This window comes from Pseudomonas sp. TH32 (assembly GCF_016650855.1).
Classification (GTDB): Bacteria; Pseudomonadota; Gammaproteobacteria; order Pseudomonadales; family Pseudomonadaceae; genus Aquipseudomonas.
This window is the reverse complement of sequence record NZ_JAEKFA010000002.1, coordinates 2,361,803-2,387,454: the sequence shown is the minus strand read 5'-3', so window position 1 is coordinate 2,387,454 and position 25,652 is coordinate 2,361,803. Positions and strand designations below refer to the sequence as shown.

Annotated in this window: 25 protein-coding genes, 1 tRNA gene and 3 pseudogenes; 12 read left to right on the top strand and 17 right to left on the bottom strand. The window is 57.6% G+C overall.

Features of this window, described 5'->3' with window-relative positions; all coding sequences use genetic code 11:
- Positions 1-8 precede the first annotated feature (8 nt).
- From JFV30_RS14640 to JFV30_RS14620, 5 genes are all read right to left on the bottom strand, one after another.
- Complete coding sequence (locus tag JFV30_RS14640) at positions 9-1,022, bottom strand: alpha/beta fold hydrolase (RefSeq protein WP_010171592.1); 1,014 nt, start codon at positions 1,020-1,022, stop codon at positions 9-11.
- 55 nt (positions 1,023-1,077) lie between these two features.
- Positions 1,078-1,509, bottom strand: coding sequence for a YqaA family protein (locus tag JFV30_RS14635; RefSeq protein WP_201124414.1), 432 nt, complete (start codon positions 1,507-1,509; stop codon positions 1,078-1,080).
- A 3-nt stretch (positions 1,510-1,512) separates the two neighbouring features.
- Entirely contained in the window at positions 1,513-1,959 is a 447-nt protein-coding gene (locus tag JFV30_RS14630) for a DUF411 domain-containing protein (protein ID WP_201124413.1), read from the bottom strand.
- Between the two features lie 154 nt (positions 1,960-2,113).
- Positions 2,114-2,569, bottom strand: a complete 456-nt coding sequence (locus tag JFV30_RS14625) for an SRPBCC family protein (protein ID WP_201124412.1) — start codon at positions 2,567-2,569, stop codon at positions 2,114-2,116.
- Between the two features lie 90 nt (positions 2,570-2,659).
- Positions 2,660-4,654: a methyl-accepting chemotaxis protein gene (locus JFV30_RS14620; protein ID WP_169388722.1), complete on the bottom strand. Its 1,995-nt coding sequence runs from the start codon at positions 4,652-4,654 to the stop codon at positions 2,660-2,662.
- A gap of 200 nt (positions 4,655-4,854) precedes the next feature.
- Between JFV30_RS14620 and JFV30_RS14615 the strand changes: the two genes are divergently transcribed.
- Complete coding sequence (locus JFV30_RS14615; protein ID WP_201124411.1) at positions 4,855-5,253, top strand: hypothetical protein; 399 nt, start codon at positions 4,855-4,857, stop codon at positions 5,251-5,253.
- Between the two features lie 6 nt (positions 5,254-5,259).
- On the opposite strand, the gene JFV30_RS14610 is transcribed toward JFV30_RS14615, so the two are convergent.
- Positions 5,260-6,255, bottom strand: a complete 996-nt coding sequence (locus JFV30_RS14610; RefSeq protein WP_201124410.1) for an aldo/keto reductase — start codon at positions 6,253-6,255, stop codon at positions 5,260-5,262.
- Between the two features lie 119 nt (positions 6,256-6,374).
- Here JFV30_RS14610 and JFV30_RS14605 point away from each other — a divergent pair, with 119 nt between their 5' ends.
- A complete protein-coding gene (locus JFV30_RS14605) occupies positions 6,375-7,292 on the top strand; it encodes a LysR family transcriptional regulator (protein WP_201124409.1) in 918 nt (305 codons plus the stop codon).
- On the opposite strand, the gene JFV30_RS14600 is transcribed toward JFV30_RS14605, so the two are convergent.
- Entirely contained in the window at positions 7,283-8,188 is a 906-nt protein-coding gene (locus JFV30_RS14600) for an AraC family transcriptional regulator (protein ID WP_201124408.1), read from the bottom strand. The two genes, JFV30_RS14605 and JFV30_RS14600, sit on opposite strands and share 10 nt — an antisense overlap.
- A 102-nt stretch (positions 8,189-8,290) precedes the next feature.
- On the opposite strand from JFV30_RS14600, the gene JFV30_RS14595 reads away from it, so the two are divergent.
- The 5 genes from JFV30_RS14595 to JFV30_RS14575 are packed head-to-tail and all read left to right on the top strand — an operon-like array spanning position 8,291 to position 12,724.
- A complete protein-coding gene (locus JFV30_RS14595) occupies positions 8,291-8,851 on the top strand; it encodes a carboxymuconolactone decarboxylase family protein (protein ID WP_169388718.1) in 561 nt (186 codons plus the stop codon).
- Between the two features lie 52 nt (positions 8,852-8,903).
- Positions 8,904-9,965, top strand: a complete 1,062-nt coding sequence (locus tag JFV30_RS14590; protein WP_010171572.1) for an acyl-CoA dehydrogenase family protein — start codon at positions 8,904-8,906, stop codon at positions 9,963-9,965.
- Positions 9,962-10,765 carry an ABC transporter ATP-binding protein gene (locus JFV30_RS14585; protein WP_201124407.1) on the top strand — a complete coding sequence of 268 codons (804 nt, stop codon included), beginning with the start codon at positions 9,962-9,964 and terminating at the stop codon, positions 10,763-10,765. Before JFV30_RS14590 ends, JFV30_RS14585 begins: the two co-directional genes overlap by 4 nt.
- Positions 10,752-11,951 (top strand): ABC transporter substrate-binding protein, encoded by a 1,200-nt coding sequence (locus JFV30_RS14580; protein WP_010171568.1) that lies wholly within the window; start codon positions 10,752-10,754, stop codon positions 11,949-11,951. The genes JFV30_RS14585 and JFV30_RS14580 overlap by 14 nt, the downstream gene beginning before the upstream one ends.
- Positions 11,952-11,965: 14 nt before the next feature.
- Complete coding sequence (locus tag JFV30_RS14575; protein ID WP_201126194.1) at positions 11,966-12,724, top strand: ABC transporter permease; 759 nt, start codon at positions 11,966-11,968, stop codon at positions 12,722-12,724.
- Positions 12,725-12,782: 58 nt separating this feature from the next.
- On the opposite strand, the gene JFV30_RS14570 is transcribed toward JFV30_RS14575, so the two are convergent.
- Positions 12,783-12,920 carry a hypothetical protein gene (locus JFV30_RS14570; protein WP_010171564.1) on the bottom strand — a complete coding sequence of 46 codons (138 nt, stop codon included), beginning with the start codon at positions 12,918-12,920 and terminating at the stop codon, positions 12,783-12,785.
- 173 nt (positions 12,921-13,093) lie between these two features.
- Between JFV30_RS14570 and JFV30_RS14565 the strand changes: the two genes are divergently transcribed.
- Complete coding sequence (locus JFV30_RS14565; RefSeq protein ID WP_010171562.1) at positions 13,094-13,288, top strand: hypothetical protein; 195 nt, start codon at positions 13,094-13,096, stop codon at positions 13,286-13,288.
- 1 nt (position 13,289) lies between these two features.
- On the opposite strand, the gene JFV30_RS14560 is transcribed toward JFV30_RS14565, so the two are convergent.
- Entirely contained in the window at positions 13,290-13,667 is a 378-nt protein-coding gene (locus JFV30_RS14560) for a hypothetical protein (protein ID WP_010171559.1), read from the bottom strand.
- 242 nt (positions 13,668-13,909) lie between these two features.
- On the opposite strand from JFV30_RS14560, the pseudogene pvdQ reads away from it, so the two are divergent.
- A pseudogene (gene pvdQ, locus JFV30_RS14555) lies at positions 13,910-16,206 on the top strand (bifunctional acylase PvdQ).
- Between the two features lie 214 nt (positions 16,207-16,420).
- Positions 16,421-16,494 (top strand) — tRNA-Cys (locus tag JFV30_RS14550).
- Between the two features lie 801 nt (positions 16,495-17,295).
- On the opposite strand, the gene JFV30_RS14545 is transcribed toward JFV30_RS14550, so the two are convergent.
- The 6 genes and pseudogenes from JFV30_RS14545 to JFV30_RS14520 form a co-directional block, all read right to left on the bottom strand.
- Positions 17,296-18,816 carry a hypothetical protein gene (locus JFV30_RS14545; RefSeq protein ID WP_201124406.1) on the bottom strand — a complete coding sequence of 507 codons (1,521 nt, stop codon included), beginning with the start codon at positions 18,814-18,816 and terminating at the stop codon, positions 17,296-17,298.
- A 13-nt stretch (positions 18,817-18,829) separates the two neighbouring features.
- The gene (locus JFV30_RS14540; protein WP_201124405.1) at positions 18,830-19,354 is read right to left on the bottom strand and encodes a hypothetical protein; all 525 of its coding nucleotides are present in this window, start codon (positions 19,352-19,354) and stop codon (positions 18,830-18,832) included.
- Positions 19,355-19,770: 416 nt separating this feature from the next.
- Positions 19,771-20,124 (bottom strand): annotated as a pseudogene (locus JFV30_RS14535) (SOS response-associated peptidase family protein); the annotation flags it as partial.
- 28 nt (positions 20,125-20,152) lie between these two features.
- The gene (locus JFV30_RS14530) at positions 20,153-20,515 is read right to left on the bottom strand and encodes a hypothetical protein (RefSeq protein ID WP_201124404.1); all 363 of its coding nucleotides are present in this window, start codon (positions 20,513-20,515) and stop codon (positions 20,153-20,155) included.
- Between the two features lie 93 nt (positions 20,516-20,608).
- Positions 20,609-20,818 (bottom strand): annotated as a pseudogene (locus tag JFV30_RS14525) (hypothetical protein).
- Between the two features lie 534 nt (positions 20,819-21,352).
- Entirely contained in the window at positions 21,353-21,664 is a 312-nt protein-coding gene (locus JFV30_RS14520) for a hypothetical protein (protein ID WP_128591920.1), read from the bottom strand.
- Between the two features lie 293 nt (positions 21,665-21,957).
- Here JFV30_RS14520 and JFV30_RS14515 point away from each other — a divergent pair, with 293 nt between their 5' ends.
- Entirely contained in the window at positions 21,958-22,395 is a 438-nt protein-coding gene (locus JFV30_RS14515; protein WP_242487085.1) for a DUF6228 family protein, read from the top strand.
- A gap of 249 nt (positions 22,396-22,644) precedes the next feature.
- Here the strand turns inward: JFV30_RS14515 and JFV30_RS14510 are convergent, their stop codons facing one another.
- Positions 22,645-23,550, bottom strand: a complete 906-nt coding sequence (locus tag JFV30_RS14510) for an NmrA family NAD(P)-binding protein (protein WP_201124403.1) — start codon at positions 23,548-23,550, stop codon at positions 22,645-22,647.
- Between JFV30_RS14510 and JFV30_RS14505 the strand changes: the two genes are divergently transcribed.
- The gene (locus tag JFV30_RS14505) at positions 23,549-24,541 is read left to right on the top strand and encodes a LysR family transcriptional regulator (RefSeq protein WP_201124402.1); all 993 of its coding nucleotides are present in this window, start codon (positions 23,549-23,551) and stop codon (positions 24,539-24,541) included. The genes JFV30_RS14510 and JFV30_RS14505 overlap by 2 nt on opposite strands.
- A gap of 573 nt (positions 24,542-25,114) precedes the next feature.
- Here the strand turns inward: JFV30_RS14505 and JFV30_RS14500 are convergent.
- Positions 25,115-25,378 (bottom strand): hypothetical protein, encoded by a 264-nt coding sequence (locus JFV30_RS14500; RefSeq protein WP_201124401.1) that lies wholly within the window; start codon positions 25,376-25,378, stop codon positions 25,115-25,117.
- Positions 25,379-25,652 lie beyond the last annotated feature (274 nt).

Genomic DNA, 25,652 nt, shown 5'->3' with positions numbered 1-25,652 from the left:
AGGTTGGATTAAAGGGCATTCAGCCCTTGCAACAGTGCCTTGTGAAACTGTGCCGGCTCTTCCATTTGCGGCGCATGGCCCAGGCCCGGGAATTCCACCAGGGTGGCGTGGGGGATCAGCTTGGCCACTTGCTTGCCCAACACGGCGTAGTTGCCGATCTTCGCCTTGACCGCCGGTGGCGCGATGTCTTTGCCAATGGCGGTGTTGTCGGCGGTGCCGATCAGCAGCAGGGTGGGCATCTGCAGGTCCTTGAACTCGTAGTACACCGGCTGGGTGAAGATCATGTCGTAAATCAGCGCCGAGTTCCATGCCACCTGGGTGTGGCCGGGACCCTTGTTCATGCCGGCGAGCATCTGCACCCAGCGCTCGTATTCGGGCTTCCAGTGGCCGGCGTAGTAGGTGTCGCGCTCATAATTGCGGATGCCGTCGGCGGTCAGTTTCAGCTCGCGCTCGTACCATTGGTCAACGCTGCGATAGGGCACGCCAATGGCTTTCCAGTCTTCCAGGCCGATAGGGTTCACCAACGCAAGCTGTTCGGTTTGTTGCGGATAAAGCAGGGCGTAGCGCGTGGCAAGCATGCCACCGGTGGAATGGCCGAGAAGCGTGGCCTTTTGAATGCCGAGTTTTTCCAGGAGTTGGTGGGTGTTGATCGCCAATTGCTGGAAGCTGTACTGGTAATTGTCCGGCTTGCTGGAGGTGCAGAAACCGACCTGGTCGGGGGCGATCACCCGGTAGCCGGCGTCGCTCAGGGCCTTGATCGAGGCATCCCAGGTGGCGCCGCAGAAGTTCTTGCCATGCATCAGCACGATGCTGCGGCCATTGGCTTTGCCCTTGGCCGGCACGTCCATGTAGCCCATTTGCAGGGATTTTCCCTGGGACTGGAAGGTGAAGTGCTCCACCGGATAAGGGTATTGGAAGCCTTGCAGTTCGGGGCCGTAGGTCGGGCCCTCGGTGGCGGCGAAGGCGGGAAGGGCGCTGCCGAGCAGCAGGCCGGCGACGCAGAATGAGCGGATGTTGGGCATGGGGACAGGCTCCGGAAACAGTGCCCGGATGCTGTGGCGGGGGATTAACGGGAGATTAAATCCAGTGCAGGGTCAGCAGGGCCAATACCCCGTAGCGCGCACCTTTGGCCAGGGTCACCAGCAGCAGGAAACGCCAGAACGGTTCGCGCATCACCCCGGCCACCAGCGTCAGCGGATCACCGATGATAGGCACCCAACTGAGCAACAATGACCAGTGGCCCCAGCGTTGATAGTGGGTGCGGGCCTTTTCCAGGTGTTTCGGGCTCACCGGAAACCAGCGTCGTTCCTTGAAGCGTTCAATCGAACGCCCCAGCAACCAATTGACCAGCGAGCCCAATACGTTGCCCAGTGTTGCAACCGCAAGCAGCAGCCACAGGCTGTAATGCCCGCTGAGCAACAGCCCCACCAGCACCGCCTCCGACTGCATCGGCAACAGCGTGGCGGCGCCGAAGGCGGCGAAAAACAGCCCCAGGTAACCGGCGAGCATCAATCAGCGGGCCGGGTAGTCAGCCACGACGACGTCTTTGCCTTCACGGGTCAGGCCGATCACCTGGTAGGCATCGCTGCTGCCGTCCATCTCCATGCCCGGCGAGCCCAGCGGCATGCCCGGCGCCGCAATGCCCAGCAAATCGTCGCGCTTGCGCAGGGCCAGCACCTGATCGGCAGGCACATGGCCTTCGACGAACTTGCCGTCGATCACTCCGGTGTGGCACGACGCCAGGCGCGGCGCCACGCCCAGGCGTTGCTTGACCTCACTCATGTTGGCTTCCACATGGTCATTGACCTTGAACCCGTTGCTTTCCAGGTGGGCAATCCACTTTTTGCAGCAACCGCAGTTGGCATCGCGGTGCACATCAATCGGGATCAGCTCGGCGGCCTGGGCCAGGGGGCTCATGAGCAGGGCCGACAGCACGGCCAGTCGCAGGGTGGTTTTCATCGTCATCTCATCAGGTAAAGGGCAACAGCCGGGCATTCTCCCTGCTTTTCAGCAAAGGGTTTTCCGGGAGTGTTACGAGGTTTTACGAAAAACCGACAGCACCAGAATAACGGCCTGGTGCTGTCGGAAAACTGAGGGGGAGATGACGGTTTTGTCAGGTAATCGAGGATTCCAGGCGCTGCTTGAGTTGATCAAGGGCCTGGTTGGAGAGCGCGACCATGCGTTCATGCAGGGTGGTCAGTTGCAGTTCGGTTTCATAGGTCAGGATGCGCTTGAACAGCGTGCCGCTGCCCCGTGTTTGCAGCAGGTAGTGGATACAGCCGTCGACGGCCAGGGACGTGAATGCGGTCTTGAACTCCCGCGGTCGCTGCGCAATCTGTACGCGATAGCTCATCGGCACCCGCACACCCAGCAGGTCGATGGTCTCGGTAAAACGGTGGCCGGTGGGTAACGAGCCGGTGATGCCGGTGTCGGCACCCAGGGATGTCGGATGCCATTCATGCCAGCGATCCGGTTGGGTGACGTAGTCGTAAACCGCTTCGATAGGGACTTGGATAAAGCGTTCCTGACTGATCTGCTCAGTGCGGATCGGGTGCTCAACTGCGTGCATGACACACCTCCTGTGTGGCGAGACTAAGCACTTTGAGCTGTCAGAATAGTCCGGCTCCCGCACATTGCACGGGAGTCGGCAGGCTATTTTTCAACGAACCTTGAAGCGTCCCATCAACGCAATTACCCGGCCATTTGCATCCAGCAGGCTCTGGGTGTTGTGTTCCGTGGCGTGGCCGCTTTGCACCAGTTCTTCGACCATGTGGCGGATGTGCACCATGCTGCGGTTGATTTCCTCGGTCACCGCGCTTTGCTGTTCGGCAGCCGTGGCGATCTGGGTGCTGAGGTTATTGATATGGCTGACAGAGCCGGCCATCTCGTCCAGACCTGTGTTGACCCGTGCGGTAGCGTCCGCGGCGGACTGGCAGCTGGCCTGGGTGGCTTCCATGGCGGTCACCGAAGAGCTCACGCCGGTGGTCAGGCGCGCGAGCATTTCGTTGATTTGCGAGGTGCTGGCCTGGGTACGGGCGGCGAGGGCACGGACTTCGTCGGCGACCACCGCAAACCCCCGGCCCTGTTCGCCGGCGCGGGCGGCTTCGATGGCCGCATTGAGTGCCAGCAGGTTGGTCTGGCCAGCGATGGCGCCGATCACACCGAGGGTTTCGGTAATGCGGGCGGCGTCCTGGCGCATGTTTTCCACGGTGTGAGTGGCGCTGGAAACCTCACCGATCAACGCGCTGACGCTGCGCGAAGCTTCCCCGACCACCACCCGCGAACGGTCGGCGTGCTCGTTGGCGCGCTGGGTGAACGCGGCGGTTTCGGCGGCGTTCTCGGCCACGGTGTCGGCGGTAGAGCTCATTTCGGTGATGGCGGTCACCGTCTGATCGGTCTCCGAGGCATGGCGCACCAGGATCTGGTTGGTCTGGGCCGACGTCTGCTGCAACTGTGCCAGGCTCGACGACATGGCGCCGGTGGCCTGGGTCACTTCACCGATCATGTTCTGCAGGTAGACGATAAAGCGGTTCACCGAATGCCCGATCGCCCCCAGTTCGTCCTCGGCGCGAATGGTAATGCGTCGTGTCAGGTCGGCATCGCCGTTGGACAGCGCGTCGATATTGGTCTTCAGCGCGGTCATCCGTTTAATCAATTGGCGGATGGCATACACCTGCAACAGCACCAGCAGCAGAATCATCGGGATTTGCAGCATCGCCAGGGTGCCCAGCACGTCATCCCGCTGGGCGGTGATCAGCGAGGTCGGGAGTGCCGTGGCCAGGAACCACGGCGTGCCTTCGATCGGGCGCATGAAGAAGGTGCTGGCCACGCCCTGGTTGTCGAACTCACTGCGCTGCAGGGTCTGATCGCGATGGGCAAGGCCCGCGCTGACCTGGGCGGCAAAGGCTGAGGTGCCGACCAGTTCGCTGATGTTTTTCAACACCACCGGGCTGCTGAGGCGCGTGCTGTTGCTGATGATCTTGCCGTCGCCTTCGACGATCAGCATTTGCCCGCCGAGGTCTTTTTCCTTGCTGGCCACCAGGTCGTTGAAGAAGCCCAGGGTCACGTCGATGGTGGCGACGCCGTACGCCGCGCCGTCACGTTGGATCGCCATCGCGCAGTTGGTGCGAGGCTCCTGGCTGGCGTCATCCTTGTAGGCTGCCGCCCAGGCGCACTGGCCGCGGGGTGAGGCGAGCCCGCCCTTGTACCAGCTCTGGTCGTAATAATTGGGGGCCGCGTCGCTGTTCCAGAAGGTATTCACGGCCAGCTTGCCCGAGGCATCGCGGTGCCAGAAGGTGCTGTGCTTGTTACGCCCCGGCGTGCGCTGGTTGGGCAGGGGCCAGATGCCGCCGCCGAACACTTTCAGTTCGCCGTACTGGTCCACCAGGCCTGGCAGCACCTTGTCGATGGCGTCGCTGTCCAGCAGTGGGATGGTTTGGGTGATGCTGCGTTGCTGGGCCTGAACCTTGTTCAGCTCGCCCTGGATCTGCTCGGCCACTTCGGCAATGCGATTGAGGGCCACCTGTTCTTCGGTGTGGCGCAGCTTGGGGGCCACCAACTGTCCGATGCCCACCACCGTCAATACGAATAACAACAGGACGAACAGCACCAGAAACAGGGTGTAACGGGCTTGGATAGAGCGCAATGAGGGCATGGGGTCGTCCTTACGAAGCGTTTATTGTGCGACGCGGCTTTGTTAGAGCTTCGAAGGGCTATCGGCTTGGGAGGGAGGAGCTTTAGGTACTATGGTGCAAGAAAGTAGTACGAATAAATAAAACTTGTAGGAGGCTTCTATTTTGGGTGGCCGGAGTGTTTGATGCGGGCTTGAATCTGCGACGGATCCCCCGGTAAAACATGGACGAAATCATCTATCAGGTGGTGAATTGGCTGAGCATTGAGCACCACACGCGCAGAGGCACCACCAACAACTACCTGGCGCTTTTATACCTGGCCGTCACAATTGGCGGCGTGGTCGTCGCCAGGGAGCTTGCCGCCAAGCGCAAGGCCCTCAAGGCACGCGCCACTGAGGCGTTAACCACTGCGCCATTGACCGCCACCTCATTTACCGAGGAGAACGGCCTACCGGTCAAGTGCACGGGCACCCTGCGACAGGACGCCGACGGCTATACCGTCAGCATCACGCGCAACAGTGTGGAGTCCCACAGCGAGCGGTTGGCGTCGCTGGACGAGGTTGATACCTGGCTGAGAGCCCACACGCCCTTCATCCTGTCGGACTTTCGCAAGCACCCTTGAGGGGGGTTATTTGTCGAGCATCTGCATGACGGCTTCCGGGTAACGCAATCCGGCGGTTGCATTGGCCGGGAAGATCGCTTCCAGCGCCGCCAGCTCGGCCGGGCTCAGCTTGACCTCCAGTGCGGCGACGTTCTCTTCGAGGTACTTGCGTTGCTTGGTGCCGGGGATCGGGATCAGGTAATCCCCTTGCGCCAATACCCAGGCCAACGCCAGCTGCCCGGCGGTCACGCCCTTATCGGCGGCCAGTGCCTGCACCTGTTCCACCAGCAACAGGTTCTTCGCAAAGTTCTCGCCCTGAAAACGCGGGCTGAAGCGGCGGTAGTCATCCGCTGCAAAATCGTCCGGGCTTTTCAGCGCGCCGGTGAGGAAGCCCCGGCCCAGCGGGCTGTACGGCACAAACGCAATGCCCAGGCGCTGGCAGGCTGCCAGGCAGCCGTTGTCTTCCTGGTCGCGGCTCCACAACGAATATTCGCTTTGCAGGGCGCTGATGGGATGAACCTTGTGCGCGCGCTCCAGGGTGGCGGCCGACGCCTCGCTCAAGCCCAGGTAACGCACCTTGCCTTGCTTGACCAGCTCGGCCATGGCGCCCACGGTTTCTTCAATCGCCACGTCGGGGTCGATGCGGTGCTGGTAGTACAGGTCGAGGGTTTCCACGCCCAGGCGTTTCAAGGTGCCATCGATGGCATCCCGAATGTATTCCGGGCGGCCATTCACGCCGCGTATCGTGGGGTTCGACGGGTCGCGCACGATGCCGAACTTGCTGGCAAGGAACACCTGGTCGCGCTTGCCGGCGATGGCCTTGCCGATCAGCGCTTCGTTGGTGTGGGGACCGTACATGTCGGCGGTGTCCAGCAGGTTGATCCCCAGTTCCAGGGCGCGATGCAGGGTGGATAGGGCTTCGGCGGTGTCGGTGCCCGTGGTGTAGAAATCGGTCATGCCCATGCAGCCGAGGCCGATGGCGGAAACCTGGGGACCGTTTTTGCCGAGTTGACGAGTGTGCATGGGTCCAGCTCCTGTGTGGGGAAGGGCTCCATTGTTGCCCTCGACAAAAGCGGGATAAACCGGCTAAAACCACTATCACTATTATGAAATTCTAAACAATCCTCGAAGGAAACCCGCCAGTGGACCGTTTTAACGCCATGCGTGTGTTTGTGCGGATCGTCGAACTGGGCGGTTTTGCCAAGGCCGCCGACAGCCTGCAGCTGCCGCGCGCCTCGGTGACGATCCTGATCAAGCAACTGGAAGCCCACCTTGGGGTGCAACTGTTGCAGCGCACCACGCGCCAGGTCAGCCCGACCCTGGACGGTGCCGCCTACTACCAGCGCTGTGTACGGCTGTTGGCCGACCTTGAGGAAACCGAAGCCGTATTCTCCACCAGCCGGCGTAACCCGCGCGGCACGTTGCGCATTGATATGCCGTCGGGGATCGGCCGTTTCCTGGTGATTCCGGCGCTGCCCGAGTTCACCACCCGCTACCCGCAGATCGACCTGGAAATCGGCCTCAACGACCGCCCTGTGGACCTGATTCGCGAAGGCGTGGACTGCGTGTTGCGCGGTGGCCTGGCGCTGGACGAGTCACTGGTGGCCCGGCCGCTGGCAATGATGGATCAGGTGACCTGCGCCAGTCCCGGCTACGTGCAGCAGTTCGGCCTGCCGTCGACACTGGATGATTTGGCCGGCCATCTGGTGGTCGAGTACTTCTCCAGCACCAGCGGCAAGCGCTATGGCCTGGAGTTCCAGATGGGCAATGACATACGGTTGGTGGACCTGCCCAAGCAAGTCGCGGTGAACAGCGCCGACGGTTACCTGGCGGCCTGTGAAGCGGGTTATGGCTTGGTGCAGACGCCTTACTATCACGCGGTTCGCCAGTTGGAAGCAGGCACCCTGGTGGAGGTGCTGGCGGACCTGCAACCGCCGAAGTTGCCATTGACCGCGCTGTACCCGCCGCACCGCCAGTTGTCGCAACGGGTGCGGGTATTTGTCGATTGGCTGGTGGAGTTGTGTGCGCGGCCGGGCAACGGGTTGCAGCGTCAGCCTTGAGCCTTGCGATAGGCGCCGGGCTGAAAGCCGGTGACTTTATGGAAGGCGCGGGTGAAGGCGGCCACCGATTGATACCCCACGGCCAGGGATACGTCTGCCACGGTCTGGTCCTGCTTGAACAATTGGCAGGCGTGGCGCACGCGCATCATCAGCAGCACTTGCCCCGGCGACTGGCCGCACAGTTCATTGAAGCGCTTGAAGAACGCCGAGCGCGACAAGCCGGTGCATGCCGCCATGCTTTCCAGGGTCCAGGGATCGGCCGGGCGGGCGATGAGTTGTTCCAGCAGGCGCGCGAATGCCGGTTGCCGGGCCAGCGCCGCGAGGCCGCCGAGTTCGGTGTTGTCCAGTACCTGTTGGCGCAGCACATACAGAAACAACAGGTGGCACAGGCGCTCCAGCAAGGCGGGTGAGGGCGCGGGTGTGCGCTCGCATTCCTGCAGGATCAGTTCGAACAGGTTGCGTGCGGCCGTCAGCGAAGGATCGCCCGCTCGCAGAATGATCCAGGCGGGCAGGGAGTCGACAATCATCGCCGACAGCCCGGATTGAAAATGAAAGAACCCGCACACCAGGCCCACACCGTCGCTTGCCTGGCTGTCCAGTGGCAGCATTGGCTTGCGCGGGCATTCCTGGGCGCCGGCGGCGGTGCCATCGCTGGACAAGCGATACGCCAGGTCCCGCAGCAGGAACACCGCGTCGCCGTTGTTCAGCGGGTAAGGGGTGGAGTTGCCATCGATGTGCATCCAGCAGTGCCCCTGCACCACCAGATGAAAACTCGCGCTCGCCAGGCCGTGGGTGCTGGCACGCCAGTCGCCGCAGTAGCGCCCGACGTGAAACAGGCTGGTGTTGAGTTCGAGGCTATCTAATAACCAATCGACGAGTGAACTGGACGAATTCATCTAATGGAAAGACTCAAGAGCAAGTAATCGCTACTTTAGACTATTGAGCGGATTTTTTATAACCAACAGACTGGGTGCACGAATCCATGAGGAGACCACTCCATGTCCCGCGTACCGATGCTAACCCTGGAAACCGCCCCTGAAGCGGCCAAGCCCTTTCTGGAAAATGCCCTGAAGGGTTCCGGGTTCATCCCCAATCTGCTGGCGGTGCTGGCCAACGCCCCGGCGGCACTGGAAACCTACATCACCGTGTCCGGCCTGAACGCCAAGTCGGACCTGAGCCTGGCCGACCGTGAAGTGGTGCAATTGATTGCTGCCACGACCCACGGTTGCGATTTCTGCGTCGCCGGGCACACTGCCGTAGCGCGCAACAAGGCCAAGCTTCCGGAAGACGTGATCGACGCCTTGCGCCAGCGCGGTGAATTGCCCAACGAGCGTTATGAGACACTCGCCGAGTTCACCCGCGAAGTGATCGCCACTCGCGGTGATGTCAGCGACGCCGGTTATGCCGCGTTCCGTGAGGCGGGTTACACGGACGGTCATGCGCTGGAGGTTATCCTGGGCGTCAGCCTGGCGACCCTGTGCAACTTCGCCAACGTGTTCGCCCGTACCCCGCTGAACCCGGAGCTGGCGCAATACCGTTGGGAAAAACCGGCAAGCTGAAGGCGCGCAAGCGTTCGCGATGGTAAACATGCTGTAACAAGGAGAAACATGAATGCTTGACCCAATCTTGAGCCGTTGGCTCGATGTTCAAGCGCAGGCCCTGGATGTGGGCAGTTGCGATCCGCAGGAAGTGCTGCCACGGCTGGCAGAGGCCAATGTATTACGTATCGGTGTGCCCAAGGACCTCGGTGGCCTGGGCGGCGATGTCACGGGCGCAGTGGAAGCCATTGCCGACGTGGCCAGCCATTCCCTGGCGTCGGCGTTTGTCTGCTGGGGCCAACGCTCGTTTATCGAGTACCTGCTGCAAAGCCCGAACCAGCGGCTGCGCGAGCAACTGCTGCCGGACCTGCTGAGCGGCAAGCTCGCCGGGGCGACCGGGCTGTCCAACGCGATGAAGTTTTTGTCTGGCATCGAGACGCTGCAAATCAGCGCCGAGCCGACGGATGACGGCTGGAACCTCAATGGCCGCCTGCACTGGGTGACCAACCTGCGCAAGAACGGGTTTGTGGTGGCAGCTGCCATCGAGCATGCCCAGGGCGGCGCGCCGTTTATCCTGGCGATTCCCGATTCGGTGAGCGGCTTGCAACGCTCCCGTGACCTGGAGCTGTTGGGTCTGCAATCAAGCAATACCGCCGCCCTCGGCTTTGAAGCCGTGGAACTGAGCCGCGACTGGCTGCTGCATGACGATGCGCGCAAGTTCCTGCCGGCGGTGCGCCCGGCGTTTCTCGGTTTGCAGTGTGGCATGTCCATCGGCCTGGCCCGGCGTTCGCTGGCTGAGGTGGCCAATCACTTGGGCTCCAGCCGCACCGTATTGCGCGAAGAACTGGAAGTGCTGCGTACCTCGCTGGAACAGGCAGTCAACGACCTCAAGAAAGGCCTGCTGAGTGGCCGTTTCGGTACCGAGCCGGTGCCGTTGTTCCGCCTGCGCATTGCCCTCGCCGAAATTGCCGCCAGCGCTGTTCAGCTTGAGTTGCAAGCCAGCGGCGGCAAGGCCTACCTGACCGCCCACGGCAGCGGTTTTGCCCGGCGCTGGCGCGAGTCGGCATTTGTGCCGATCGTGACCCCGAGCCTGGTGCAGTTGCGCACCGAGCTGAACCGTCAGGCCAATCTATGAGCCAGGCGGTATTGCACGCCCAGGGGATTTGCCTGGGGTACGCGGGCAATTCGGTGCTGGAAGGTTTCGACCTGCAGCTGCAGCCGGGTGAAGTGGTGTCGATCCTGGGCCCCAGCGGTGTTGGCAAGTCCAGCCTGCTGCGGGTGCTCGCCGGTTTGCAGACGCCCCAGGGCGGCAGCATCAGCCTGCTGGGCGAGCCGTTGAACGGCCCGCATCCACGGGTGGCGGTGGCGTTCCAGGACCCCAGCCTGCTGCCGTGGCTGAGCCTGGAAAAGAACGTCGCCTTCGGCCTGGACTTTGCCCGGCAACCGCACCTCAGCCCTGAAGAGCGACGCCAGCGTATCGACCACGCAATCAACGCCGTAGGCCTGGAACACGCCCGGCAGCAATTCCCGGCGGCGTTGTCCGGCGGCATGGCCCAGCGCACCGCGTTGGCGCGCTGCCTGGCCCGCCAGCCGCAGGTGTTGCTGCTGGACGAGCCCTTCGGCGCCCTGGATGAAGTGACCCGTGCCGACATGCAGCACCTGCTGCTCAAGGTCAACCGCGAGCAAGGCTCGGCGGCGGTGCTGATCACCCACGACATCGACGAAGCGCTGCTGCTGTCCGACCGGATTCTGCTACTGGGTAACCGCCCGGCGCGGACCCTCGGTGAATGGCGCATCGACCTGCCGCAACCGCGGGAAGAACAGGTAGAGGCCATCGGCATCCTGCGCATCGAGATTCTCAAAACCCTACGGCAGGCGAGCCGCACTAACCCCCAACCCACTGAACTGCTGGAGCCTTGCCATGTGTCTGGATGACCTCACTCACTCGCGCCGTGACTTTCTCAAACTCTCGGCCGTGCTCAGTGCCGCCGGTGCCTTGCCACTGCTCAGCAGTTTGCAGGCTCGGGCGGCCAGTGAGCCGGACGCACCGGTACGTATCGGCTACTTGCCGATCACCGACGCCACGCCGTTGTTGGTGGCCCACAACAATGGCCTGTTCGAAGCCGAGGGCATCAAGGCCGAGCGCCCGGTGCTGTTGCGCAGTTGGGCGCAGGTGATCGAGGCGTTTATCTCGGGCCAGGTCAACGTGATTCACCTGCTGTCGCCGATGACGGTGTGGGCGCGTTATGGCAGCAAGGTCCCGGCCAAGGTCGTGGCCTGGAACCACGTGGGCGGCTCGGGTTTGACCGTGTCCCCGGGCATTACCGACGTGAAGCAACTGGGCGGCAAGTCGGTGGCGATTCCGTTCTGGTACTCGATCCACAACGTGGTGGTGCAGCAGTTGTTCCGCGACAACGGCCTGACCCCGGTGGCGCGTGCCGCTGGCAGCGCGATTGCCGCCAATGAAGTCAACCTGATCGTGTTGCCGCCTTCCGACATGCCGCCGGCCCTGGCCAGCAAGCGCATCGACGGCTACATCGTCGCCGAGCCGTTCAACGCCCTGGCTGAAAACCTCAACGTGGGCCGGGTGCAGCGCTTTACCGGCGACGTGTGGCGCAACCACGCGTGCTGCGTGGTGTTCATGCATGAGCACGACCTGACCAACCGCCCGGAATGGTCGCAGAAGGTGGTGAATGCCATCGTCAAGGCCCAGGTCTGGACCCGTGACAATCGCGAAGAGGCAGTGAAGCTACTGTCCAAGGACGGCGAAAACCGCTACACCCCGCACGCCGAACCGGTGCTGCGTAAAGTCCTCGCGCCGGCGGCCAGCGACCGTGCCGCGTACCTGGCCGACGGCGCGATCCAGCACGCCAACTGGGACGAGCACCGCATCGACTTCCAGCCGTATCCATTCCCCAGCTACACCGAGGAACTGGTGCGCCGCTTGAAGGACACGCTGATCGAGGGCGACAAGAAATTCCTCGCCGACCTGGATCCTGCCTTCGTCGCCAAAGACCTGGTGGACGACCGCTTCGTACGCAACGCCATCGCGGCGGTCGGCGGCATGAAAACCTTCGGCCTGCCGGAAGGCTTCGAGCGAAACGAGGAGATTGGCGTTTGAATCACGGCAAAACCTTGGGACTGCCGGGCTGGTTGCTCGGCTTGAGCGGGCTGGCAGGGTTGTTGTTGCTCTGGTGGCTGGGGGTGAAGGTATTTGGCAGTGCAGACGGTTTGTCTGCGCGGTTCTCGCTGTCGGCGACCTTCGCCAGCCTGTGGGAGTTGCTGGGGCGCAGCGAGCTGTACCTGAACATCGCCGTGAGCCTCAAGCGAATCTTTGTCGGGCTGTTCCTGGCGTTGCTGATAGGTGTGCCCTTGGGCTTGCTGGTGGGCAGCTCGCGCAAGCTGGAAGCGGCGACCACGCCGGCCTTCCAGTTTTTGCGGATGATCTCGCCGCTGTCGTGGATGCCCATCGTGGTGATGTTGATGGGCGTGGGCGACCAGCCGATCTACTTCCTGCTGGCGTTCGCGGCGGTGTGGCCGATTCTGCTGAATACGGCGGCGGGTGTGCGTCAGCTTGATCCGCGCTGGCTGCAACTGAGCAAAAGCCTGAGCGCGACACGCTGGGAGACCTTGCGCCGGGTGATTATTCCCGGGGTGATGGGGCACGTGCTGACGGGTGTGCGCCTGGCCATCGGCATTCTGTGGATCGTGCTGGTGCCGTGCGAGATGCTCGGGGTCAGTGCGGGGCTGGGTTATTACATCCTCGACACCCGTGACCGGCTGGCTTACTCGGAGCTGATGGCGATGGTGTTGCTGATCGGCTTGCTGGGCTTTGCCCTGGATGCGTTTGCGCGGTGGTTGCACCAGCGTTGGGTGCATGGCGCCAACAGTTAGGCCTGGCCCTTCAAAACAAACCCGACTGGATGTCGGGTTTGTTGTTTATGCAGCGTGATCAGCGATGGTAATACCCCGGTCCGCCGTCGTAGTAGCGATGGTCATGCCACCCGCCACCGCCGTGGGGGAAAATAATGCAGCCGCTCATGCTCAGCATGATCAGCAAGGGAATCAGCAGTGTGATTCGACGAAGCATTTCCAGATCCTCTAGGGTACTCACAGGTTCAATCAGGCGTTGGACAAGCCAAAGTTTTTCATCGCCTGTAACATGAGACCCCGCCGACCCCATTCCATCCCCGCCAAAGGGTATGCGCTTGGTGTGGCAGTCGATACAAAGTGGATACAATTTTTCAGCTTCAGGAACCCGTCATGACCCAAAAGCAACGTTTGAAATACTCGATTCTGATCTCCCTGGTGGTGCTGGGGACGATGTTTGGCCTGTCCTACCTGCAGAACAACGGGGTCATCAGCGAAAAAACGTTCCAGTACATCGCCATTGCCGTGGCGGTGACCGTGGTGGTGATCAACGGTGTGATGCGCCGCAAGGTCAAGCCTAACCTCTGAGTCAGGCCCGGCCTTCCAGGACTTTGGCAGCCTGCTCGTGCAGGCTGTAGCTCTTGTCGGCGTTCAGGGTGATCACGCCTTCGGTGCACAGGCGCTTGAGCACCTCACGCACGCTGAGAAACGACAACGGGATGCCCAGCTCCAGCAAATGGCTGTGCACACCGCGCACGCCGAGGGTGCGCTGGTTGTCGGCGGCGGTCAGCAGGGCGTCGATGACCTTCAGCCGGATCAGGCTGGTGCGCAGGCCAAAGCACTTGAGCAAATGACGAATGCGCTGGTTGCCATGTTCCGGCGCCTTGCCGAACGCCTGGTTGCCGGAGCCAAAAGCGCCGTCATGCATGGATGAGTGTCCTTCCGTGGGCAGTTGCGAGTTGTACATGCAGAAACTCCTTATCAGAGCCTGATCAGGAAAATGATGGTGCTCTTAACTAATAAGACGTACGAGCAGCCGAAATCATGAAGCGCGGGATGTAGAAATTTTGTCGGTAACATCCCGGAGACATACCGACATGTCTGAATAAACGCCTGCGGCTGCTAAATTATTCCCGGTTTTTACGTCTTAACTGAGGTGTTGGCGAAGCTGTCCCTCGTCACGGTGTTTAATTTGGCTGTGGAGTCTGCGTGATTATTACCAACGGGTTGTTCAGGGTGTGCGTGGCGGGTGCGTTGCTGGGGCTGAGTCTTTCGGCCACGGCGCGGGTGCAGGAGCAGCAGGCCACGGCCGAGATCCGCCGCACCGGTTTTGGTGTCCCCCATATCCGGGCCAGCGACGAGCGCGGGCTGGGGTTTGGCATCGGCTATGCCTATGCCCAGGACAACCTGTGCCTGCTGGCCAATGAGGTGGTGACGGTCAACGGTGAGCGCGCCAGGTACTTCGGCCCCGAGCAGGCGACCCTGGAGGGGCGCAACAACCTCGCCAACGACGTGTTCTTCACCTGGCTCAACACGCCCGAGGCGGTTGCGGCGTTCTGGAAGGCACAAACCCCGGCAATGCGGCAGCGCATTGAAGGCTATGTGGCCGGCTACAACCGTTACCTCAAGGAGCGTACCGCCCAAGGCTTGCCGGCGCAGTGCCAGGCCGCGTGGGTACGGCCCATCACGCCGCAAGGCCTGGTCAAGCTGACCCGCCGCTTGCTGGTGGAGGGCGGCGTCGGGCAGTTTGCCGAGGCCTTGGTGAGCGCCGCGCCGCCGAATGCCGTCGCTCAACGGGATGCCAAGGCATTTGAGGTCGCCGCTGCCAACCAGCAGCGTTTCGCCCTGGACCGTGGCAGCAACGCCGTTGCAGTGGGCCGCGACCGATCATTCAACGGCCGTGGCATGTTGCTGGCCAATCCGCATTTTCCGTGGGTTGGTGGCATGCGTTTCTACGAGATGCACCTGACCATTCCCGGCCAACTGGATGTGATGGGCGCCGCCTTGCCGGGCCTGCCGGTGATCAACATCGGCTTCAACCAGCATGTGGCCTGGACCCATACGGTTGATACCTCCAAACACTTCACCCTGTACCGCCTGACCCTGGACCCGAAGGACCCGACCCGTTATCTGCTGGATGGCAAATCCGTGCCCATGGATAAAACCCACCTCAAGGTGACGGTGAAAGCCGCCGACGGCAGTACCCGGGAAGAGTCGCGCACCGTCTACAGCTCGCAGTTCGGCCCGATGGTGCAATGGCCGGGCAAGCTGGACTGGGATAAAAAATATGCCTTCAGCCTGCGGGACGCCAACCTGGGCAACGATCGGGTGCTGCAACAGTGGTACGCGATGAACCGCGCCGCGAACCTCAAGGAACTGCAAACCTCGGTGCACACCCTGCAAGGCATCCCGTGGGTCAACACCCTGGCGGCGGACGACCAGGGCCAGAGCCTGTACATGAACCTGTCGGTGGTGCCCAACGTCAGTGCGCAAAAACTCACGCAGTGCAGCGACCCGCGCGTGGGCCTGCAGTTCATCATGCTCGACGGCTCCCGCAGCGCCTGCGCCTGGGACGTGGACCCGCGTGCCGCCCAGGCCGGGATCTTCCCGGCCGATCAACAGCCGCAACTTGAGCGCACCGACTACGTGCAGCACTCCAACGACTCGGCGTGGATGGTCAACCCCAAGGCCCCGCTGACCGGGTTCTCGCCGGTGATCAGCCAGGAGAACATCGGCCTGGGCCCACGCGCCCGTTTCGCCTTGCAACGCTTGCAGGAACTCGACAAACAGCCGATCAAGGTCGTCGACTTGCAGAACATGGTCATGGACAACCAGGTGTACCTCGCCAGCCAGGTCATGCCGGACTTGCTGAAATTCTGCGCGGGTGCCGATGCCAGCGTGAAGTCGGTGTGCGACAGCCTGAAAAACTGGGACCAGCGCGCCAACCTAGACAGCGGCCTGGGCCTGGTGCACTTCATCAACCTGGCGGAACAACTGGCCCAAGCGCCAGACGCGTGGAAGGTCGGCTTCGACCCGGCACACCCCTTGACCACACCGCGTGGGCTGGCCATTGAGCGGGCAGGGGTGGCCAAGGCACTGCGCGAGGCGATGCTGGCGTCCGCCGCCGACGTGGCCAAGCGCGGGCTGACCGCCGACAGCCATTGGGGTGATATCCAGGTCTCGGGACAAACACCGATCCATGGCGGCCCGCAGGAACTGGGCGTGTACAACGCCATGCAAAGCGTGCCCCGGGCGGATGGCAAACGCGAGGTGGTCAGCGGCAGCAGCTACTTGCAAATCGTCACGTTCGACGAGAAGGGGCCGCAAGCGGTTGGCGTACTGGCGTTCTCCTTGTCCAGCGACCCGGCGTCGAAATACTTCAAAGACCAGACCCAGGCGTTCTCCGAGAAAAACTCGGGCCGCTGCCGTTTACCGAGCAGCAGATCAAGGCTGATCCGCAGTACCAATTACAGGTTGTCCGTGACAAGGAAGAAGCCGGACGGTAGGGTAGGCCACCGGCAACGGCCGCCCCTTGAGAGAATATTTTTTGAAATCAAGGGGTTGCAAGCCCTGGCAAATGAGTACATAATTGCGCCCATCGAACGCACTGAAGCATTAAAAACTTCAATGTTTTCAATGAGATAGAGTAGAGGCAAGCTTCACATAGCCCACTCAAGTTTGTATGCGGTGAATGTCGGTTGTAAGGCATTAATCGTTTGAGGCCGAGTAGCAAAATGGTTATGCAGCGGATTGCAAATCCGCCTACGCCGGTTCGATTCCGACCTCGGCCTCCACTCTTAAAACCCCGTAGATCAATGATCTACGGGGTTTTTTATTGCCTGTAATTTGGGATCGTTTCCGCAACTTTTAAGATCGTTTCCGCAACCCCGCGCTGATTTGATGTATCTAGAAGAGATTTTTTGGGGTGGAAGAGCCTTATGGGATCAGGGTTTTGACATCATCCAGCTTTATAGGGGTGGCTATATCGCCGGATTTCAACTGGCGCGGAGCGTATGTATTTTCATGCGCGTTTCGATAGGCCAGCCAGCAAAGGTCATTTTGTACTTTGCTTGTGATTTGTGTCTGTGCTTTATATTGGCTTGTGCCGGGACATTTTATTATTTTTGCTTCTTATTTTCTGGTTTTTATTTTGTTTTTATGGTTTCAGGTAGGGTTGTATAGAGGGTTTAAAACCGTCTAGATATTTATCGAAAGAAGTTTAAGCACCTCCAAATGGCTAACATGCCGGTTAACTCTTGGGGAGAATACGTTTTATCATATCTGTGCCTTTATTCCGCGCATTACCCGCCATCAGAATAGCATCGCGCTGCAAGTCGGTACTCTATCGATCCGAGTCCGAGGAAACACGCATGTAGCCAACCAACATAAGCGGATAACCATGAAAATTAGATTTCCGCATGGTAGTCCATAGCGACAAGGTTTTCCGTACATTTTTTGTTGCATTACAGCCAGTGTTTTGTAAATGGCTGCCGGCCTGTCGTAAAATATGTGTTTTCCGACAGGCCGGCAGCAACACTTTTTCCAAAAAAGCAACTCATTGTGAGATTTTTGAAACTGCTCACATTTTGTGTATGTCACGCAACCCATAGGTCATTGTTTGTATAGGCTAATCCTGGCATTGTAACTGTTGGTGGCTCGGCGGAGATAACAGTAGAAAAATTAACGGCAACTGCTTCTTTAACTATATCTTTTTGAGTAAAGCTACTAACCCCAACTATATCATTGCCATTTCTTGTATCTACCAACGGGCTGATGAATCTCAGGTCGATTTGAGAAATGCCAAGCTCATCCAATGAGTACAGCTCACTTACCTCCTGAAACTCATGGGTTCCATCTATAAAACTTTGGCCATCATGATTGGCATCAATCCAAACTTTCACATCCTTCCATTGCTCATCTTGGCTATCAAATATGAGGTCTTGGTTGCTATCTAAACTACGTAGCGCATAGAAAGCATTCTCAAACGTCTTTTCACTTGGCGACTCATTACTTCCTTGTACGGCGCCAAAATACTCTGACATTAACTCTGAAATATCATCAATCTTGCCATTTTTATTGAGGTCTAAAACAACAATCCCTTCTTTGATACTGCTCCACCCAGTTTGGACCTTCTGGCCATCGTTGTTCATGTCGAACTGAACGGGAAATACATGAGCACTGGTAAGTTTTACGCCTGATCCATCCAAATCCAAAATTAAAGGATCTACTTTGCCGTCTAGCTTGCATTTCATTCTTGCAATTTGTTCTGGGCTAACATACTCAAGACCACCGACACTCTCAAAAAAAATATCAACATTAGCAGCAGGCTTTTCGCCATTTGTCACAGGAATCCCGCCTCCTGTGCCGTAGTCGTTCGACCCAGAAGTGACTCCGCCTGGCCCTCCACTTCCGCCTCCGTCACCAACTCCCCCACCAGGTATAACGGGTAGTGATATGTTGATTTCTTCGTCACCGATTAATAAATCGCCAAACAGTTTCTTCGCGGCTATAGGCAAAATCATTGAGGCATTACCCAAATGATTTTCGAAAATCATTCCAACAGCTGCGAGGTTTTGTACGATAACCGTGGCCCAATTATTCATGCCTTCTAGAAATGTATCTCCTGGTACCTCAACGAAATTTTCGCCTAGCCCTCCCATCCACGTGGGGAAAACATCCCCAAGGGTCCCACCCCATTGCCATGGCTGCAATCCTAATTTTTGTACTGCCGACTGAACGTCTCTTTCGATCACTTGTTGAATTGGCAAAACGCCTTTAGCGTCAATAAAATCCGTAATTACATTTCGAGCCAATTCGTTGGAAGCATTTTGAAACATGGCCCCGGTAAAGTTTCTTCCGGATTGTTCAACTGCATATTTCATAGAGTTCAACACCATCTCGCTAACAAAAGTCCCATCATGATTATTAATAGACTTTGCAGAAATGAGCCAGTTGGCTGTCATTAGTAACTGATCTCTCTCATTTTGATCAGTTTGGTTGGGAATGGCGTTCTGCACAACATCATATAAGTATTGATACCCTCCTGCGTAATCATATACGGACAATCTACCTTTAAGATAGCTAATCTCGGCATCTGTCAATGGCATTTGTGTCATGCAAGTTACCTTTTCAATCAGTTAAAAAACGTTCTAGGAAACCCAGCACAAACTCATTCGCAGTTTTTATGTCTGAAACTCCATGTTTAAATATATACCGAACTATCAATTTATCCTTGTAAGCCAATTTTCCAACAAAAATCGTTCCCCAGTCAGAAATGTAAGCATTACCCCCATCGCTACCTAATACCCTATAGGTTTTCTCTCTTCCCTCTAATAATTCAACACCATCGATAGATCTGACAGTTTTTGTTTCGCTGTGTGCACGATTAATATCAAATGGAGGAACTGAGATCGGAGAGATCATCAAAGTCATTATGTTGTCAGATCTGTCTTTATAGCTCACTACTTTCATTGTTGGATACTCAACATGAATAGTGACCAAGCTTTCGCCATTAAATTTAATAAGTTTGCAGTCCTCATCTGAAACGCTATATGCAAAGTTGCTGGTATTTGTTTTTTTATCTACAAAAGAGCAGGCTGCATTGGCAGGCATAAATGTCCCACTGAGCGTAAGTGCTATGAATCCGTTTAGCATGTATCTCCTCATTAATGCGCTCCCGATTTAACTCTCAATAAAGTTTACTGGTTTCGACAGCAGACGGCCCTGAACACATAGCATTCTGGCGCTTTTAGAATAACGAATGGGGTACGATAAAGGTTATACAGCGGTCGCCTGAAGGCCGTTACAGAATATTTCAATAGCGCCCTGACAAGCTCGCGTTAAGGCAATCGCATTGAGAGTGCCGCTTCAACCTCCTTCTCATGGCGGCCAGTGGCTCTACTGCTTGTTCGCCCGACTGGCCTGGCGCCTCGGCGGATGTGCTCCCTAATAGCCCAATATGCTCTGCCACCGTCGTACACTCACGGTCACTAGAAAATAGCTTGTGACGCAGGGAATTTGGCCTGCTCCAATGAGGTGACGGAATTTTCTGGGGGGCCGGCTTACACCCCCAAGTAGGGCTGCTTTTTAGGGCCGCCTTCATCTACCCATTCAAACCAGTTGTCGATGGGCGTGATTGTCCGGTGAGGCCAGATCGCGCGGAAGAACGGACCGAGGGCCACCTTCTCGACGCGGGCATTGATCGGCGCGGCGCGGTCCGTGGCCCAGTGCGGGCGCCACCCCCAGCGCACCAGGTCGGCGTGCAGCAGATCGCCCTGCAGGTGGAGCAGGGCGACCTGGGTGGACGGTGCCACGTTGTAGCGCTCCAGCGGCAATTCACCCACGGAGTTCGCCAGGGCATTGGGCATGCTCAGCGCTGCTACAAAGTCGTGAATGCCGCTGTACTGGGAAAGTCTTCCGCACATGGTCATAACCTCCGAGGTTCAACTCAGGTTAGTTGCTGATCGTGGTTTGCCCAATACGGATCTGCCGCAGTAGCTCCTGGTTCTGGTGGAGAATGATATCCCGCTGGTTTTTAACGACCAGCAGGCTTCCAATTTGGCCATCAAGCTCTGACACTTTGCTTTTTAGCCCGGCAATCTCGGCTTGTGCTTTTTTGAGCTTGAGCTCAGCCGTGGCCTTGTCGTGTAGAGCACCAGCTTGCATCTGGATCAGCCCCTGAATGTCCTGCCTGGCTTTTCGCAATTGCAGGCTCTGCTCCTGGTACTCGTTCTCCAGCATGAGCGCGTGTTGCCTGCACATTTCTAGGGGTGTGGGGCTGCCAAGCCACCAATCGGTGTCTTCATCGATGTTCATGGTCGGGTATTCCGAATACTGTATGCACATACAGTATTCGAGATTCCGTGAAGAGGAAGGCTTGAAGCGACGAAATGCAGGTTTACCCGACGATCAGTCAGGCGTCATGAGGACCGCCAGAGTCAGCTTGATGAACTCTTCGTTCTCGTCGATGGTGTGCAGGGCGCCGCGCACGTTTTCCGCCACATCAGCGGAGCCACGCTGCTCGACTCAGTTCGAGATCTCCATGATGGACGCCTCAAGGGCCAGCTGGTTTTCGTAGAGCTTGGAGAGCAGAGAAGGGAGCAGGTCTGAGTTGGGCATCGGCGTTCCTCTTGTGGAGTGAACAGCGTAGCAGTTGGTGCTTGGGATCCCATTCTAAGGTCATGAGTGGCCGTTCTCGACCCAAAGCTGACGGTGGCGGCAGGTAGAAATCGGCCTTGAGCAGACATTCAAGAGGCGACGTCAGTGGGACTGCTACTAAGCACCTCATAGGTCAACCCAGACTCAAAATATGATGCTCTCCACTCAAGGAATCCTACTTCTGGCTCGCACAACAAGAGAACGGTACATCTAGCCTCCCCCATTGAAACCCTTTCCACCACGGCGATATCTCCAGGAGCCGCCTCCCGAGAACTCATCCAGTCCCTGAGTACCGCCGCCGCCCGGTCAATAGTGATCAGTTTTATGATACTGCCCTTGGAAAGTGTCATGCCGTCTTGCCTAAACTTGTAAACGTATCTGGCTTGTAAACCTATTTGGAGATTTAAGGAAGGTCTGCTCCTGGCCGATTTCTGCCTGTCACGACTGACCGAAATCGACCCAGAGCTGCGTCTCAGAGAGCTAAAACTGAGGTTGTCACTCGTCAAACAGAGTCCAGCCATGGCAAATGCCGTCAAAGTCTTTTGCCGTAAAAAATAATACAAGTTCCTCTGGGTCAAATTTTGTGTATAGCCAGTGTCCAGGAACAGGGCCTCTCGTTATCACGTATTCCAAGCGGTACTTTTGAACAACTGCAGAACTGAGAGAAGCTGAATTCAACTCAAATCTGTCACCTTGATTGAGTGCCCATAGCTTTCCAACAAGGCTATCATCAAGTACCACCTCTTCAGCTGTCTCCATCAGATGCCGTGTATGCAGTTTTTTTTGAAGCCTAACGCTTCTGGCCATGGATCAACCTACCTATAAACATTCCGAAGGCCGGCATAATAATACTGGAACGCGGAGATGACCGCTTTGTGGCTACTTCAGCCGATTCCGACAGGCAGCTATTGGCCGATTTTTGCCGTTTGTGACGGGCAGCAATCGGCCAGAGCAGGGCTTCGCTTATCGGCCCAAACCTGACCTTCTGTAAGGAGTGACAACCAGGTCTGGTGGACGATGCCCAATCGAACCCACTACCGCCTAAGTGGTAACCTTGTGTATGACACGTACTAATCCGTCTTTGAGTTTTCAGCTCGTGCTTGAGTAATATCGCAAATCTCAGCCCTGATATCGGTGCAGCAATGCCAGCAGAAATAAAGCAAGAGGATGGGCTGACACTGACCATCATTCCGTGTCCAAGCGGCCGGACTGGCTGCATTGTCGTTCGACTCTCGGGGACTGATCTGCACGCAGAAATCACATCAGAATGGATTTCCGCTGCGGATAACCAGCATCTACTTGACGGGTTCTTCACCACGATAGCGCAACTTGAGGAAGGCGACTCGAAAGACTGGCTTTCTGAAAGCGAGGATTTTGCGATCTCGGCCTGCCTGGATCCTGCTTTTCCGGGATTTGTTTTCTTGCGCATCTACTTGGGTTCAACGTCAGATGACGGCTGCGATTGGCAAATAAATGCTTCTCTTTTGGTCCTCCCGAGCCAAGTCGAGCTTTTTGCCAAAGACTTGTCCGCCCTTTAACTACGTGGTCTAACTCAAGGTATTGAAGAGCAAATGAGCAAACTGGGTTGCAAGTGTGGCCATGTGATTACCGATCAGACTGAATCACCCCGGGTTTCGTAGATACCCGACGGCCGCTTTTGGCCGAAATCGCTTGGGAAGGTTGTGCCTATGGGGGATCAGACCTTCTCATCAGATCGTTGCCCGATCCCACCTGGCGCGAGTTGCCAGGCTGAAAGCGCACTGATGGTGCGCTATGCAAATACCCATTCAGCTGTTTCTTTGAAAAAAACGACCGCGCAGAAAACTTTCAAATCCCTGCAATGTTACGTCCGGATACTGATTATTCCGCAGCGATGTCAACGCTGTTTGCCCGTTGAGCATGTACAGCTGATAAGCGAGCATGATCGCTTCCATCGGGTTGCTACCGGCCGCGTGGTCGAGGGCCGCACGCAGTTCTGCCTCGGTGCCCTTGGAGCGTCGCTCAAAGCGAATACCCGTAATTTTTTCCGCAGTGTCAGCTACTTGATGGAATGACACGTGGTCACCTGCAAATGCAAACTTGCCGCTTGTAAGGCTGCGATCCAGGGCGACATGCGCGGTCATTCGCGCAGTGTCGTCAACGGTGGTGACTTCGATTGGCCGCTCACCGTCGCCCCAGAAACTGATCACGCCTTTTTCGTAGTCCACCAAGGGGGAGCCGGGACCGAACATGTCCATGAAGCCGCCTTGCAGTACATGGATGTGCTCCATGCCTAAGGCCGCAATCTTTTCGTCAGCGCTGGCGCGCCAATTGAAGGCAGCATGCTCACCAGGGGTCGCCTTGAACAAATCCAAGCCAAAATCTGATGGAAGAATACGACGTACTCCATTGCGTCTACCTGACTCGGCCAAAGCCACTTGGCCTTCAACGACGACATCAGGTCCTCCCTGCACCGCAGAGACGATAACGTCAACGCCTTGAGTCGCACGGTCGAGTGACGTCGTATCTGTAAGATCGCCTTCGACCAGTTCGGCGCCACGCTTGACCAAGCCCTGAATGGTCTCACTCTTTTCCTTGTTGCTGACGTTGCGCACCAGCAAACGCACGTGTGTTTCAGGTTGTTCGAGCAGATGGTGAGCAATACGCCCGCCCAACATGCCTGTGGCGCCTACAAGAAGAACGGTCTGAGTCATGATCACTATCCTCGGGGTGGGTTTAGAGTCACGATACATCGTTCCAGTAATTTCGATTAGATGGCATTATGTAGACAAGCTGTGCCATTTTTGGAACAACAACTTTATGCTCAATCTATCTGACCTCACAGCTTTCGCTCGCATTGCCGACCTGGGGAGCATATCTGCGGCAGCCCGCTCACTGGCAATGCCAAAGTCATCAGTCAGCCGTTCGCTTATGCGCCTAGAGGAGACGCTGGGGGCTGTGCTTGTTGAACGTTCCACTCGCCATCTTCGGATGACGGATGCGGGGCTGTTACTCAAACAGCATGCCAAGCGAATCCTTGATGATGTAGCCGAAGCAGAAAACCGCATTAGCGGCTTGATCGGTAAACCCAGCGGGGACTTGCACATCAATGCGCCTTTCACATTCGCGGTAGGCCCATTAGCCGAGATGCTTCCCGCTTTCATGGAATATCATCCACAGGTGCGGATTGTCCTAAGCGTTGATAACCGACCGGTTGATATTCAAATGGAACATGTTGACGTTGCAATCAGGATCGGACCGTTGCAGGACTCAAGCTTGATTGCCAGGCGTATCACTTCCTTTGAGCTTTGGCCATGTGCCAGCCCTTCCTACCTAGATACTCGTGATCCAATCGTCAAGCCAGACGATCTGCGCCACCACCGAATCATTGCCCATGCCGATCGCCATGAAACTTGGCGGTTTTATGCTAAAGGAGGTGGGTTGCGAGAGTTTGAGTTCTCCAACCGATCGGTCATTCCGGAGCCCGATGTGCTGAAGGCCATGCTGATGAAGGGGGCGGGGATCGGTCTGCTCCCAGACTTTCATGCCAGGGACGCCGTTGAGGATGGCCGCCTCAGACGAGTATTGCCAGATCTGAGCACAGGATGCGTTGATGTCCATGCGCTTTATCCCAGTCATCGAAGCCTTTCAGCAAAAGTTAAAGTCTTCATCGATGAACTCATTGCCTACGTCGCGACAGTCTAGGCAAGCTGCCCGTCACACCTCCCAGTCTGGATCCGCTGGGTAGCCCCTCTGGCGCTTGCATGAACCACACATCCCGCTGCTGGCACTTGCTTTCAAAGTTTAAATACTCGCCCATGATCAATCGATCAACGACCGCTATTGGCCGATAGCTGCCAGGCGTTCCTTTTATGCAGTGGGCCAGTTGTGTGAAGCGACTGCGACGATGCCGGCGAACCAAGATTGGATCAAAAATCAGTTCCGCAATGAAAAATGAACGTCGCGCAAACAAAGGCCTCCCGCCGTTTTGACGCGTTACAAATGCGGAAAAGAATATTGTTTAAGTGATTGATTTATATTGTTTTATTTGTGGATTGAAAATCCGCCTACGCCGGTTCGATTCCGACCTCGGCCTCCACTCTTAGAAACCCCGTAGATTAACGTCTACGGGGTTTTTTATTGGGCGCGGGAAAGTATTAGGTGCCGGGGGATGATGTCGGGAACACTGGTCTGACCCTGAGGGATCCCGCTCGCCGGAAAGCGCCTGCACCTTTCGCTCGGCGGCGCTGACCGTGGCTTTCTGAATCATCCTGGCTCTCAGTGAACCGCCGAGGGCTTGATGCTGGGAGCCGGTTCATATTTGGAAATTTCTTTGACCCAGAAACGACGGTAGTTAGTCTGGTCTGGCGGGAGCGGTTTGTGATTTGACCATGAATGCTCACGGTTGATGGCGGCATGGTATGCCTCCCACTCCTTCATTTCGGCCACCTCCTTGGCCTTTTTCTCATTATCGAACCAGCCGAGTATGTACACCTCGCCTTGATCCATGCCGTGCTCGACCAATAGATAGATTTCTTTCATATGCTTGCACCCGCTACAACATTTCTTGAAGCCCCGAACGATGAGGCATTGGTTTGGTTATCGGCAAGTGCGTTTCAAACGGCGCCCGCAGCCTTGGCTTCCAATCCCAACCCGACTAGTATCGCGTTTTTTTACTCTAAGGATGGACAGATGTTTCCAAGGTACTTGCGATGGGTGTTTCTTGTTTGCGTGATAGGCAACGTCTTGCAGTTGCTGCTGCTCGGCTTCCAGGCCTACTCGGGCTCGGTCCCGCCAAGCAAGATGATCATGCCGA